The sequence below is a fragment of the Streptomyces pactum genome, assembly GCF_002005225.1.
In the GTDB taxonomy this organism is placed as follows: Bacteria; Actinomycetota; Actinomycetes; order Streptomycetales; family Streptomycetaceae; genus Streptomyces; species Streptomyces pactum_A.
Window position 1 is genome coordinate 85,195 of sequence record NZ_CP019724.1, and the last position, 13,461, is coordinate 98,655.

At 67.9% G+C, this 13,461-nt stretch carries 10 protein-coding genes and 2 pseudogenes; 3 read left to right on the forward strand and 9 right to left on the reverse strand.

All coding sequences use genetic code 11. The annotated features are described in order from the left end of the window. Positions 1 to 86: 86 nt before the first annotated feature. The 7 genes and pseudogenes from B1H29_RS00360 to B1H29_RS00390 form a co-directional block, all read right to left on the reverse strand. Positions 87 to 629: a hypothetical protein gene (locus B1H29_RS00360; RefSeq protein WP_055422275.1), complete on the reverse strand. Its 543-nt coding sequence runs from the start codon at positions 627 to 629 to the stop codon at positions 87 to 89. Between the two features lie 287 nt (positions 630 to 916). Continuing rightward, positions 917 to 2,452: an ISL3 family transposase gene (locus tag B1H29_RS00365; protein ID WP_079159910.1), complete on the reverse strand. Its 1,536-nt coding sequence runs from the start codon at positions 2,450 to 2,452 to the stop codon at positions 917 to 919. 193 nt (positions 2,453 to 2,645) lie between these two features. Then, positions 2,646 to 3,020, reverse strand: a complete 375-nt coding sequence (locus B1H29_RS00370) for a PIN domain-containing protein (RefSeq protein ID WP_055422273.1) — start codon at positions 3,018 to 3,020, stop codon at positions 2,646 to 2,648. After that, complete coding sequence (locus tag B1H29_RS00375; RefSeq protein ID WP_055422272.1) at positions 3,017 to 3,271, reverse strand: hypothetical protein; 255 nt, start codon at positions 3,269 to 3,271, stop codon at positions 3,017 to 3,019. The genes B1H29_RS00370 and B1H29_RS00375 overlap by 4 nt, the downstream gene beginning before the upstream one ends. 474 nt (positions 3,272 to 3,745) lie before the next feature. After that, on the reverse strand, positions 3,746 to 4,183 hold the full coding sequence (locus tag B1H29_RS00380) for an SUKH-4 family immunity protein (RefSeq protein ID WP_055422271.1): 438 nt from the start codon (positions 4,181 to 4,183) through the stop codon (positions 3,746 to 3,748). A gap of 84 nt (positions 4,184 to 4,267) precedes the next feature. Next, the gene (locus B1H29_RS00385; protein WP_079159911.1) at positions 4,268 to 7,477 is read right to left on the reverse strand and encodes an RHS repeat-associated core domain-containing protein; all 3,210 of its coding nucleotides are present in this window, start codon (positions 7,475 to 7,477) and stop codon (positions 4,268 to 4,270) included. A gap of 247 nt (positions 7,478 to 7,724) precedes the next feature. Continuing rightward, positions 7,725 to 8,327 (reverse strand): annotated as a pseudogene (locus tag B1H29_RS00390) (alcohol dehydrogenase catalytic domain-containing protein); the annotation flags it as partial. Between the two features lie 65 nt (positions 8,328 to 8,392). Between B1H29_RS00390 and B1H29_RS38985 the strand changes: the two are divergent. The 3 genes and pseudogenes from B1H29_RS38985 to serS all read left to right on the forward strand — a co-directional run. Next, positions 8,393 to 9,143 (forward strand): annotated as a pseudogene (locus B1H29_RS38985) (hypothetical protein); the annotation flags it as partial. A 10-nt stretch (positions 9,144 to 9,153) separates the two neighbouring features. Continuing rightward, a complete protein-coding gene (locus tag B1H29_RS38990; RefSeq protein ID WP_055422350.1) occupies positions 9,154 to 10,320 on the forward strand; it encodes a beta-ketoacyl-[acyl-carrier-protein] synthase family protein in 1,167 nt (388 codons plus the stop codon). Between the two features lie 128 nt (positions 10,321 to 10,448). Beyond that, positions 10,449 to 11,732 carry a serine--tRNA ligase gene (gene serS / locus B1H29_RS00400; protein WP_055422269.1) on the forward strand — a complete coding sequence of 428 codons (1,284 nt, stop codon included), beginning with the start codon at positions 10,449 to 10,451 and terminating at the stop codon, positions 11,730 to 11,732. 115 nt (positions 11,733 to 11,847) lie between these two features. Here the strand turns inward: serS and B1H29_RS00405 are convergent, their stop codons facing one another. Together B1H29_RS00405 and B1H29_RS00410 are read right to left on the reverse strand one after the other, a co-directional pair. Further along, positions 11,848 to 12,642, reverse strand: a complete 795-nt coding sequence (locus B1H29_RS00405; RefSeq protein ID WP_055422268.1) for an AfsR/SARP family transcriptional regulator — start codon at positions 12,640 to 12,642, stop codon at positions 11,848 to 11,850. Between the two features lie 313 nt (positions 12,643 to 12,955). Beyond that, positions 12,956 to 13,441: a hypothetical protein gene (locus tag B1H29_RS00410; RefSeq protein ID WP_055422267.1), complete on the reverse strand. Its 486-nt coding sequence runs from the start codon at positions 13,439 to 13,441 to the stop codon at positions 12,956 to 12,958. Between the last annotated feature and the right edge of the window lie 20 nt (positions 13,442 to 13,461).

Consider the following 13,461-nt stretch of genomic DNA (forward strand, 5'->3'; position numbering starts at 1 on the left):
GACGGGGCCTTCGGGCGAGGAAGAGCGGGTTGGTGCTCACCGCAGCGGTCGTCGTCGCGGGTGTGTTCCAGTGCCGTGGTTGTGTGTCAGCGGCTGGAGACGGCGCGGGCGGTGACGTCCGCCAGCTCTGTGGCCGAGGCGGGTGTCAGACGGTAGAAGCCCTGGAGGCTGACCGAGTTCTCGAGACGGCCGTCCACTACATACTTCAGGTTGCGGGTCTGGCCCCGGCGGTTGCGCCAGGTGAGCTGGGCCAGCAGGTCGCCAGGGATCGGCGTATCGAAGCGTACGGGTGTGGCGTCCACGTGCACCGCGTCGGCGCCGCAGCCCTCGGCGCCGAGCATCGACCAGTCGTCGTGCCCGGGATAGGCGGGGTCCTCCCATGTTGCGGGGGCCGTGCCGCAGCAGCCGTGACGCTCGCGGTCGATGATCCGCATCCGGCTCACCACGAACACCTCACGCCGGTTGACATGCAGCGCGTACACCTCGTCCCCCGCCTGGGCGCCCGTCCACGCGGGCAGGGAAGAATGAACGCCGCTGAACGCGACCGGCGGCCGCTCCCCCACACGGCCGGCCCTGCGCAGCGCACGGCATGTGTCGTGGGTCCACAAGACGGTGAAGGCATCAGACATACCGTGATCCTATGAACGAGCACTGACATGCTCCCCCTCTCTCGACGTCTGGCCCTGACTCGTGAGCACGGCCCCGCGGCCACCAGGGTTCTTCGAGCGCCCGTGTCCTGCGGGAGCGGAGCGCGGAGGGTCGCCGACGCGCAACCCAGCCAGGAGTCGGCCCTGCCCCCGGCCGCACACCGCACCGCCGCCCACCCGTCCCCTTCCCCTTTCTCTCTTTTCGGTCCGGGACCGGGACTGTCAAACGAGCGGGTCTGTTCCGTAGTCGGTGGTGACGGAGGGTGTGGTCAACCCAGGAGGATGCGGTGGCGGAGGAGAGGGAAGCTCGCGCGGCCGTACATCTGGCGCTTGATCAGCTTGGTTTTGTTGTTGACGCCTTCGGTGCCGCCGTTGTGGTGCGGCAGGGTGATGGCGGCGTCGACTGCGGCGCGGTCCTTCTCGAGGCCCCGGGTGAAGGCATGCAGGTGGGGCAGGTCCTCGGCCTGGGCCGAGGTGATCCAGGTGCTCAGCAGGGCGGCATTGCCGTCGGCGGGATCCAGCAGCACGGCGAAGCGGTGGATGAGGTCGGCCAGAGCGGTCATTTCGTGGCAGGCAGTGCGGGCGGCCTCGATACGTTCCCGCTGGTGGTCCTTGAGGCGGTCGGGACGGGTGAGCAGGTAGCGGGCCAGGCGACGGGGCGAGAGGGCGGGCCGGTCGGCCTCGACACGGCCCTGGTTGACGCAGCGAACCAGCAGGTTCGAGCTGCCGGTGTAGCCCAGGTCCCTGATCTCCTGGAGGAGATGGGTGACGGGGACGGCCGGGTTCTCCAGTCGGCGCTTGCGCAGGTGATCGCGGTAGGGATCCACAAGGGTGGGCCGGTATTTGGGGGCGCGGATGAGGCGCTCGGGCTCGGTGACGCGGTCATAGCGCTTGACGGTGTTCATGGCGAGGTTCAGGCGCCGTGCGCACTCCAGAAGTCCGACTCCGCGCTCGCGCAGGGCGTGGACCTGTTGCCAGCGCTCGCGGGTGGTGGCGGCCTGTCTCCCCTCAGCCGGGGGCGGGCCCTCTTTCGCCCAGCAGGTGCTGTGCGTGGCGACTTCTTTGCGGACGGCCTCGGTGAGGTTGTGCCACAGGTGCCAGCGGTCGCTGATCTGGACCGCGTCGGGCAGGGCTCGGCGGACCGCCTCGGCGTAGGTGGCCGATCCGTCCCGGCACACGGCCTCGATGCCCGGATGTCCGCACAGCCAGGCTTCCAGAGTGGCGGCTTCGCGGCCGGGCAGTACCTCGATTCGCTCACCGGTCTCGGCGTTGATGATGATCGTGGCGTAGCTCTGCCGGCGCCGCAGGGCGAAGTCGTCGACCCCGATCACCCGCGGGATCCGCACCTCCGGCACGGGCACCCGCCGCAGCAGCCGCAGGGCAGAGGCGTACGACACGGGCACGGCCAGCGATCGGGCGAGTCGGGCGGACGCCCGGCCGCATAACTCCTTGACCAGCTCAGAGAGCTGGCCGGTCAGACGTGTGGTGCGGCGCTGATGGCGCTCCAGAAGCCCGGGGACCTGCTCTCGGAAGGTCTGCCGCCTGCAGCCCAGGACCGGACAGACCAGCCGTCGTATCCTCACCCGGACCACGACCTGTCGGCCGTCGACCGGCACATCCCGCACCGTCCGGCCGTGATACCCGTGGACCCTCCCCGTCTCGACACCGCCCATCGGACAGGGAACGGGAACATCCCGGGTCCGGGCCGCAACCCGGACTATCTCGCCACCGTTCGCCACATCCTCGATGACCAACGCCGACAACCCTGAAAACACCGTTGCTACAAGCGTGTTCACATCATGCACGCTCAATGATCACAGGCGGGCACTCACCGTTACCACCGACTACGGAACAGACCCGAACGATTTACAGTCCCGAACAGGACACCCGCAGCCGCTGGTGTGGCCTGGTCGTCGCCCGGCAGGCGCATTTGCGCGCCGGGCGTTAACCAAGAAGGGGGGCCGTTTCCCGCGGGAAACGGCCCTGAGACGGCGTGGGTCAGGTGGGGTTCAGCGGAGTGATGCCGGTACCCGCGTACAACTCGGGTTCCAGCGACAGGACCGTGAGCGGCTCGCCCGCCTTGACCGCGTGCCAGGCGATCGCAGCAGCGTGGGCCACCGGCCAGTCCACGTTTGTCCAGTCCATCGCGTCCACTGCGTGCGCTGCGGTGAACGGAACGTTCTCCGCGAACCGCAGGGATGCCGCGTGCTTGCCAGCGCCCGCAACCTGCCGTTCGGCAGCGAGCACGGAGAGGGAGGGGATGATGACACGGCCGGTGCCGCGCGATGCCTCGATGTAGAGGCCCGTGAAGAAGGAGTCCGCGCGGTACAGGGCTGCCAGAGCCGTGTGGTCCAGGACGGCCGTCAGGTTCATGCGGCGGCGCCGCCCTGATGGGCGCGGATCTTCGCCCAGGCGTCCTGGCCGACCTGCTGGACCTGCTCGGTGTACTCAATGCCGAGCTCTCGGGCCGCCTCGACCGCACGCTGCTCCCGCTCGGCTTCCGTGAGCTCACGCGTCGCGAGCTCCTCCAGCAGCTCCGTGATGGTGGTGCCGCGCTCCTCGGCGAGGACACGCAGCCGATCGCGCACTTCCTCGCTGGTCTTGATACTCGTCGGCTTGCTCATACCAGCGATTCTACCGCCGGTAGAGCTCTCGAGAGAAGGGTCATCCGACAATGGACTGGCATGCAATTTGGTCCCCCGTCCATGGGCGAACGACGCATCACGGCAGCGCGAAGCTGGCCAGGTTCTTATGTCGATCGACACGGAAGCTCAGCGCTCCAACCCGTCTGGCTGGGTATCCCCACTGCTCCCGCTCCGAGTCCGCGAGCGACACCCATCAGCAGTGTCCACCGCCTCCTGATCGTTCACGCGACGCAACTAACGCAATCCGACCGAGCGCCCGAAGGAAGCATCCTGGTGCTGTGACTCCCTGTTCTACCCCTTCTCGCCACCAATCAAGAAGACGACTACTGGTATTTCATTTCGTTAGCCTCTGCAAGAAGTCTAGCGGAACAGATGTATCGCCCTATACGACTGAATGGCAGCAGGCCACAGTTAAGATCACTAAGCAAGCGCGTCACAGCAACTGCGGCTCCCCTAGTCATGAAAATCCCCCGTTGTCACATCCCACCTGAATTCATACCAGAAAGATCCCTCGCGATACGCGCTCGGGTCGATCTCGCGAATGACATCTTCTACTCTTTGTGCGGCTTCTTCCCATTCGTCGGCATCGCTGTCTTCAGCATAGAACGGGAACATTTCACTCAACCGGAGGACGCACTGAGTAAAATGCGGGAATGAAGTGTTGACGATATTGACGTCTCCGGGGTTCAGTCCGTACAGAACCTCCTGCGAGTCTTGGTCGAGGTACACGGAGACACTCAGGCCAAACACGCCGAAACGAATCAGCGCCTTCCCGGAATCCGACTCAACCGCTTCGAGTGAATCAAGCGACCGATAGGAGAAAAATTCATGCGGAACGATCAACTCTGCCCCACCGTGCACGATACCAAGGTTGACGAGATCAATATTCATGGAATGTTCTCCGAATTTTCAGCAAAAAGGTACTGGTGGAGCTCGAGTCTGACCCAGCCCCACCAGTACAGCACACTCGGCTCGCTACCCCTTGAAGAGCTTTGAGATTGCAGCGTTGAGGTCCTTGTTCGTCTTCGCCCTGCCGGCGTCGCCGATCCCGTTCCACGGGAATGACCAACTCACGTTTTTCACCCCAGCGTTCTTCAACTGGGACTCGCAATTGTGTCCAGTGGCGCAGGGTTCACGTTCCGAGTATGCTGCCACGATTTTCCTCTTCCCGGCCCGCTGTAGCAGGTACTCCTCAGAGTGGAAGGACGAGTCGGAGTGGGCCACCAGCGTGGTTCCATCATCTAGCAGAGCGGAAGCGTAGTTTCCATTCCTCTTCTTGTCAATCAAGCGCTGCAATTGCACTGCTTTGCCGAGATGCCCTTCGCCATAGGGCACCTGGCCTACCAAATCAATGGCTTCCTCGATTATCTCGGCAGCCTTCTTGGCGTCTTGTCCCTCATCAAGAAGCTTCCCGAGCTTCTTCAGTTTCCCTGCCGGCAAGAAACCGGCGACGAGCATGCTACATGCGAGCTTGTCAAACTGGGAGCAGGCTTCGGCATCCTCTGTATCAGGCATGAGAACGGTTTTCCAGGCCTGATAATTTTCATTGAGTCCGCACTTGACGTCCCAGAATCCACACTCGCTGTGGAAGAACTGCTTCAATCCGCACTTGACGTCCCAGAAACCACATCCAGGATCTTGTGGCGCAGGGTACTCAACGCTGCCGCCGCTGCCGGTTGACGCTGTCCCGCCTGTTGATGGCGAACCGCTATCGCTGTTGCCGCTGTCGACAACTGGCCCGCTGTCGCTGATTCCGCCGTTTCCACCAGGTCCGCATTCGTTCCATCCACCGTCACAATCGGCAAGCCTGGTACCGGTGGGATCGGAAAAAGTCGTGGGGTTGTTTGCGGCGTAACTGTATCCGTTGAGGGTCTGAGGTTTTTCGGATTCGAGTAGTGGGTCGACGCTGATGAATTGACCAAGAGTGGGGTCGTATTCGCGCGCCCCGATGTGGGTGAGGCCGGTGGTTGTGTCTCGTGTCTTGCCAAGGAAGCCCCTGTCGTCGGGCCAGGGGCCGTACTGGGGTTTGCCCCGGTCTTCGCCGAAGGGGGTGGTGTAGCGCTTGGTGTATTTCTGGTCGAGGCGGTCGATGGCCAGGCTGGAGGTGCCGTGGTGGTCGCTGACGAGGAAGGTGACCTTGTTGGTGCCGGTCTGGTTGGAGCGCAGGGCGGCGGTGATGCCGTCTGCTGCGTAGTAGCGCTGGGCCCAGGTGGTGCCGTCGGCGCGGAGGTGTAGTTCGGTACTGCCGGCGTAGAGGACGCGTTCGCCGTTTTCGGTGGCGCGGATGAGGAGGGTTCCGTCGGCGCCGTATAGGTAGTCGGTGGACTGGTTGTCTTCGGTGAGGCGGGTGAGTTTGCCTTCCTCGGACCAGGCCAGGTTCTGCGTGGTGTTGTCGGCTACGCCGGGGCGCTTGGTGGTGTTGCCGGTGGTGTCGTAGGTGTAGGTATGTTCGGGGCTGGTGCAGTCGGTTTTGGTGGTGGTGCCGGTCAGGGTGTGGGGCTGGTCGGTGTTGGTGTAGCAGTAGGTGGTTTTGGTCGTGGCGGCGCTGGTGTGCTGGGTTTCGGTGGTGCGCTGGCCTGCGGTGTTGTAGGTGTAGCTGGTCCAGTAGGGGGCTGGGCCGGATAGCGAGGTGGCGCTGCGGGGGTCGGTGCACTTCTGGGAGGTGGGGGTCCAGGCTTCGGTGAGCCGCTGGTGGGCGTCGTAGGTGAAGCACTGGGTTTCGGCGCTGCTGGTGCCGCCGAGGGTGGTGGGGTCGCTGATGGAGGTGACGTTGCCAGCCTGGTCGTAACTGTAGTTCAGGTCCTGCAGGTGGTAGGGGTGGGTGAGGTCCTGGGTGAAGGTGCGGGTGAGGCGGCCGGTGCCTTCTTCGAAGCGGTTGGCGACGTAGACCTGGTCTTCGCCGGTGCCCATGGTGAGCATCTGCGGTTCGGTCAGGGCCGAGTAGTCGATCTCGGGCAGGTACGTGCCGATGGCGGTGAGGTTGCCCAGGTCGTCGTGCTCATAGCCGACGATTTCGGAGGGCAGGCCGCCCAGTGCTGGGTCCTTGGTCTGCTGCACCGCCCCGGGGGTGTTGTAGTGCGTCTCGAACGCCATCGTGGCCGGCTGGCCGGCCTTGACGAACGGGTCGCTGGCAGGCAGTTGCAGTTCGGTGTGGGTGGCCCGGCCCATGCTGTCGTAGGCGGTGACAGCCTGGGTGTAGGCAACGCCGCTCTTGCCGCCGAGGTAGCGGGTGGAGGAGGTCGGCTGGCCCTTGAGGAGGGTGTCGTAGGTGTAGCCGGTGAGCTGGTTCGCGTCTGTCTTCGATCCGGCCCAGGTGCCGGTGGGGCGGCCAAGCTCGTCGTAGGCGCTCAGGATGGACTTGCCGCGAGAGTCGGTGGTCTTGGTGATCTGGTCGAGGGCGTTGTACTGGGTGGTTGCCTTGCCCTTGTCGGGGTCGTCGGCGCTGGTCTGGCGGCCGAACAGGTCGTAGCCGTAGGACCAGGTGGCCCCGTCCGGGCCGGTGATCGTCTTCTGTTGGCCGTCGAGAGCGTAGGTGAATTTGGTCGACGTGTAGCTGGCGCCGGGGCCGGTGCCGAAGGCGGCATCGGCGGGGTTTTCGCCGGCGTAGGAGCGGGTTTCGGTGGTGCGGCCGCGGATGTCGGTGATGGTGCGCTGTGCGGAGCCGCCGTCGAGGGCGGTGGTGGCGGTGGAGTCGCCGGTGTAGCTGGTGGTGGTGGCCCACTTCTTGACGCCGCCGACGAGCAGGGTGCTGGTGGTGGGCCGGCCGGCGCCGTCGAAGACGGTCTCCGTCTGGGTGGGGGCGGCGCCGTATTCGGCTCGGGTGTAGGTGCCGTTGGGGGTGGTGGTGTTGTCGAAGATGTCGGCGAACGTTGCGTAGGCCAGGCCGCGGGTGTCGTAGTGGGTGTCGGTCAGCAGCCGGCCTCCCTGCGGGGTCGGTGCCTGGGTCTGCAGGGGCCGCAAGAGGGAGTCAAAGAGGGCGTAGTTGGTGATGTAGGTGTCTTTGTTGGTCAGGGTGGCGGTCGATACCGAGGACGGCTTGGTGTTGTCGAGGTGGTAGGTGAACTTGACGTTCGGGATCTGGCTGCCGCTGGAGCGGTTGGGCAGCCACACGTCGGTGACCCGGCCGAGCGCGTCGTAGTGCTGTTCGGTCTTCTTGGAGTTGATGTCGTAACTGCGCAGTGCCAAGCCGCGACGGGGGTCGAGATAGCTGGCCGAGGTGTAGCCCTTGGGGTCGGTCGAGAGCGTTCTCGTAAGGGGACCGGCGTCGGCGGGTGTGTAGGCGGTGGAGGTGGTGCGTCCTGCGGTGTCGGTGACGGCCAGCGGGCGGCCCAGGGTGTCGTAGGTGGTGGTGGCGGTGGTCTGCCAGCCGGACGGCAGCCGTTGCCCGTCGCTGCCGGCGGTAGCCGTGTAGCCGGTAGCCCGGCCGGTCCAAGAGGGCGGCTCCCGCGATCGCCGCGTTGCCGACGCCGCCGCAGCCGATGACGGCGACCGAGTCGCCGCGGCCCACGTTGCCCGTGTTGACGGCGGCGCCGTAACCGGCCATCACCCCGCAGCCGATCAGGCCGGCCGCCTCGGGGCGCGCGGCCGGGTCGACCCTCACCGCCTGGCCCGCCGCGACCAGCGTCTTCTCGGCGAAGGCACCGATACCGAGGGCGCTGGTCAGCGGCGTGCCGTCCAGCAGGGTCATCGGCTGGGCGGCGTTGCGGGAGTCGAAGCAGTACCAGGGGCGACCGCGTCGGCAGGAACGGCAGCCGCCGCAGGGCGCCCGCCAGGCCAGGACCACGTAGTCGCCCTGCTGAAGATCGGTGACCCCCTCGCCGACCGCCTCGACCGTGCCGGCCGCCTCATGGCCGAGCAGGAAGGGGAAGTCGTCCGTGATCGCGCCCTCCCGGTAGTGCAGGTCCGTGTGGCAGACCCCGCAGGCCTGTACCGCGACGAGAACCTCGCCGGGTCCCGGGTCCGGCACGACGACCGTCTGCACCTCGACCGGTGCGCCCTTCTTCACAGCGACTACGGCACGGACCTCGTGTGGCACGGCAAGCTCCTCTGCTGTTGCGCATGGCACGATGGGTTGCGCTATGGGGAACATAGTGGGAATGCGCCCAGCGGGCCGCCGACGACGCCCGACGCACCGCCCGCACACTGCGCGCCGAGCGCTCCGAGATCGCCGGCGCCCCCGACGACGTACCGCAGGACGCGCCGGACGACGGCACGAGCGCGCCGAAGACGTCCCTGCCCGCCCTCCGCGAGGCCTACCGTGCGGCCTCCCAGCTCTACGAGAAGGTCGGCGTCGGCGCCGACCTGCGGGCCGAACAGGCCCGCGCGGAGAGCGACGAGAGCGCGGCCCGCGCCGAACTGGACCGGCTCAGCAACAAGGTGCGCACCAGGGCCGGGCAACTGCTGGAGTCGCCCGACGGCTCCGACGGACCGTCCCGGCAGGCCGCCGCCGCCCGCGCCGAGGAACTGGTGCAGCTCCTGGAGACCCGCATGTCGAGCGCGAGCGAACAGCTCGGCCGGCTGCGCGGCGAGGCCGAACGGCTCGCGCCCGAGGACGGCGACGCCCACACCGAACTCCCCGAGGAGCTCCTCCCGCGCGACGCCGAACACGCCCAGACCCTGCTGCGCACGGCGACCGCCGAACTCGCCGCCCGCAACGAGGCACTGAGGCAGGCCCGCGAGGCCCACGCCGAACTGCTCGACGCGCACCGGGCCGCCGAGGACGCGGCCGGCGGGTTCGACGAGGTCGCCGCCATGCTCCGCGACCTGCTGCGCGAGCAAGCGCCCGACGAGGAGCGGGAGGAGTCCGAGCCCTATCCGGGCGGTCTGGAGGAGGCCCGGTCGGCCTCGTCACCCCGGCCGGCATCGGGGTGGAGTCGAGCTGGGCGACGGTTCGCTCAGGGCGCTCCACGGCCGCCTTCGACCCTGTGCTGGAGTCGAACCCGGTGAGGATCTCGTGCCGCGTTCCCGGGTTCGACGCCGATGCCCTGCTGGGGGCCAGGCGTGCCCTGCGCCTGGACCCGTTCGTACAGTTCGCCCTGGTCGCCGCTCGTGAGGCGCTGGCCGATGCCGGGCTGGACCGGGAGACCTGGGACGGCGCGCGCGTCGGCGTGGTCCTGGGCAACGGCGACGGAGGGCCCACCACGGTCGAGGCCCAGCACCGGGTGCTGCTGTCGGCGGGTGCGGGCAAGGTGTCCCCGCTGCTGCTGCCGATGCAGCTACCCAACATGCTGGCGGGCCAGACGGCCATCGAGTTCGGAGCGGCCGGCCCCAACCTGGTGGTGTCCACGGCGTGCGCCTCGGGCACGACCGCCGTGGGCGTCGCCCGGGACCTGCTGCTTCTCGACCGCTGCGACGTGGTCCTGACCGGGGGCAGCGAAGCCCTGATCACGCCGCTGGCGATGGCGGGCTTCGCGCAGATGGGCGCCCTGTCCCGGCGTGAGGACGACCCCGCCGCCGCCTCGCGGCCCTTCGACGCGGACCGGGACGGGTTCGTCGCCGGGGAGGGTGCCGGCATCCTCGTCCTCGAGCGGCCGGCGGACGCCCGCGCCCGCGGTGCCCGGGTCCGGGCCCGGGTCGCGGGTTACGGGGCGTCCGCCGACGCCCACCACATGACGTCTCCCCATCCGACGGGCGCCGGTATCGAGTCGGCCGTACGCGACGCCCTGCGCGACGCGGACGCCGGACCGGGCGACGTGAGACACGTCAACGCGCACGGCACGTCGACGCCCCTGAACGACCTGGCCGAGGCCACCATGCTGAAGCGGGTACTGACCGGCGACCCACTGGTCACCTCCACCAAGGGCGTGACCGGGCACCTGCTGGGCGCCGCGGGAGCCGTGGAAGCGGTCTTCACGGTGCTCTCGGTGGAACAGTCGATCGTGCCGCCCACCGCCAACCTCACCCACCCGGATCCCCGCATCGACATCAAGGTCGCCTCGACGCAGACGTCGCTCCCCGTCGACCTGGCGCTGAGCAACTCCTGCGGCTTCGGCGGGCAGAACGCGGTTCTCGCCGTGGCCGCGGCCTGAGCGTCACTGCCGTTCCGGGGCAGCCGATCCGACACCGGGTCGGCTGCCCCTGTTCGTACCCCCGCCGTGCGCCCGGGCCGGCACGTCCGCGCACCGTCCGGGCCGCACCGGAACGCAAGGAGACTGCCGTGCACGACGTACGCGAACTCATCGAGTCGGGACCCGAGGCCGTACGGCGACTGGCGCGACGCGACCACCCCCTCGATCTCGACGCCCTGGAGGCGGCCTCCCGCAGGCGGACCGCCGCCGAGGACCAGGTGAGCCGGCTGCGGGCACGGCTGAAGGCCGCGGCGCGCCGTGACACCCGCGACGCGGTCCCGGACGAGGAGGAGCGTGCGGCGGCACGCGCCTTGCGGGACCGTGTGCAGGAGGCCGAGACGCAGGCGCGCGCCGCGACCGCCGAGCTGACGCGGCGCCTGCGGACCATCCCCAACCTTCCGCTGGACCAGGTGCCGGACGGCCGGTCCGAGAAGGAGGCCGTGGAGATACGCCGGGGCGGGCCCCCGGTCGAGGCCGGCGAGGCAGGGGCGGCGCACCACGCCGATATCGGTGAGCGCCTGGGACTCTTCGACAGCGCCCGCGCCACCCGTCTGTCGGGGGCCCGGTTCCAGGTCGGCCGCGGGCCGGGAGCACGTCTGGAACGGGCGCTCGGCGACTTCCTGCTCGATCTGCACACCGCGCGGCACGGCTACACCGAGTACACGGTTCCCTTCCTCGTCAACCGGGAGACCATGATGGGCACCGGTCAGCTCCCGAAGTTCGAGGAGGACCTCTTCGCCACCCGGGTCGGCGACCGCGAGCTCTTCCTGATCCCCACCGCCGAGGTGCCCCTGACGAACCTGGTCGCCGGACGGACGCTCACCGACGCGGAACTGCCGCTCGCCTTCACCGCCCGCACCCCGTGCTTCCGCTCCGAGGCCGGTTCCTACGGGCGGGACACCCGGGGGCTGCTGCGGCTGCACCAGTTCGAGAAGGTGGAGCTGGTGCGGGTGTGCGCGCCGGCGGACGCCCCGTCGCAGTTCGAGCTGATGACAGGGCACGTCGAGGAGTGTCTGCGGCGGCTGGAACTGTCGTACCGCGTGGTCCTGCTTCCTGCCGGCGACATGGGCTTCTCCGCGCGGATGACCTACGACGTCGAGGTGTGGCTGCCGGGCAGCGGCGCCTTCCGGGAGATCTCCTCGGTCTCGGACTGCGGTACCTTCCAGGCCCGGCGGGCGGGAATCCGCCACCGCGACGCCACCGGTCGCAAGGGTTTCGCCGCGACGCTCAACGGGTCGGCGCTGCCGATCGGCCGCACGGTGGCGGCTCTCCTCGAACAGGGCTGCCGGCCCGACGGCAGCGTGGTCCTGCCGGAGGTCCTCGTCCCCTACACCGGATTCCGGAGGCTCCTGCCCGGGGGCCGTACCGCCTGAGCCACGAAAACCGGGCCCGTCCGCCGGTCCCCCGGCGGACGGGCCCGCTCACCTGTCCGAAGCCGCGGACGTCGCGGACGGTCCGCGTCCGAACGGTGTCACGGTGCGGGTTGCGTCACGCGGACCGGCAGAGCGTGGGGGCACTGGTCAGGGTGAGGGACGGATCGTGGGAGAGGATCGCGTGTTCCACGCTTCGCAGTGACGGGGAGGGGAGCACCCCGATCTCCTCGGAGAGGCGCTTCCACATGTGGCGATACGTGTCCAGCGCATCGGTCTGCCGGCCGGAGCGGTACAGGGCGATCATGAGCTGTTCGCAGAACCGCTCGCGCAGCGGGTTGCTGATGTGGGCGTCGCGGAGTTCGGCGAGGATGCTCGCGTGGCGGCCGGCGCTGAGCTCGGCGTCGAACAGCAACTCACTGGCGCGCAGGCGGTGTTCGTCGTACAGGGCGCTGGCCAGGCGGCACACCGACCCGCCGGGCAGGGGCCCGAAGACCGGGCCTCGCCACATGGACAGGGCGGAGCGCAGGAGACCGACGGCCTCGGCCGGGCGCGTGGCGACGATACCCTCGGCCCGGTGGACCTTCCCGAGGAACTGGGCGGCGTCGATCTCGGACTCGTCCACGGCCAGCCGGTAGCCGGACGGGTGGACGGTCAGGCGTGACGTATGCCGGTCGGGCTCCAGGGATTTCAGTCGTCGCCGCATTCGGCTGATGTGTGCCTGGAGAGCGTTCACCTGGTTGTCTGGCGTCGATTCCCCCCACATCTCTTCGACGAGCGTTTCCCCTGACACTGCCTGCCCCTCGCTGACCAGCAGTACCTGTAATAAAGTGCGTTGCAGATCGCCCGGTATGTCGACCTGCCCTGTTCTGGTGTGGACCTCTAGCGCCCCGAGAATCGAAAAGCTCAGCACATCGTCCTCCGTTGCCGTCTATTCGGTACACGTCAAGACGAACGCGATTCCGCCGTGCGGCTGACCGGTGCGGGAGTGCCGGACTGGCTGACGTCACCTGTCACGATGAATGGCCGGCGCACTCCCCTCCCCCGATCAGCCAGATGGCTCAATTTCGACGGTTAACGCGCGTTGCCATCTCAACGAACAGCCCAGTGCTTTAGTTCGATTCTGACACACGAGAAATGCATGATGAACGTTTTTTTATCAACGTTTACCATAGATCTCGGACACAGGGACGGCCGGGAAGCGGCTAACTGGTCCACCGGTGTGCCTACGGACCGGTCTGTGTGCCTTTTCGGGATCGCAGCGTGGCCGCATGTCCCGGAATGTGTTCCTTGGCGCGTACTCGAATCAGATCCCCCCACTTGAGGTCCTGGTCGAAGACCACGGCGCCCTCACGGTTGACGAGGCGGGCCCGGACGGTCGCGTCCGCCGCCTCGTCGGGGGTGAGGGCCAGCAGGTCGACGAGTTCCATCGCGTTCCGGCGGACCAGCTCCGCCCGCTCCGCGTGGGTGGTCGAGCGGAGGATCCGGCCGATCTCGGACTTCGACATGGCCTGGGTGTTGTCCAGGCGGGCCTCCCGGCCGGCGATGACGGCGCGTCCCGCGTCGGCCAGGGCCCGGTCGCTCAGGGCGATGTGCGCCAGGATCCAGTCGATCTGGGTACGGTCGGACTCGGCGAGAGGTGGGGCGTCGGTGATGAGCTCGGCCTCGGCCAGCAGTTCCTGGTAGGCGTGCAGGAGTTCCTTGGTGTCCACGGCGGCTCCGTAATGCTTGT

Bases quoted from the DNA above. Each gene is read 5' to 3' on its own strand.
- B1H29_RS00360 (WP_055422275.1), bottom strand. From the start codon at position 629: ATGTCTGATGCCTTCACCGTCTTGTGGACCCACGACACATGCCGTGCG.
- B1H29_RS00380 (WP_055422271.1), bottom strand. From the start codon at position 4,183: ATGAATATTGATCTCGTCAACCTTGGTATCGTGCACGGTGGGGCAGAG.
- B1H29_RS00375 (WP_055422272.1), bottom strand. From the start codon at position 3,271: ATGAGCAAGCCGACGAGTATCAAGACCAGCGAGGAAGTGCGCGATCGG.
- B1H29_RS00370 (WP_055422273.1), bottom strand. From the start codon at position 3,020: ATGAACCTGACGGCCGTCCTGGACCACACGGCTCTGGCAGCCCTGTAC.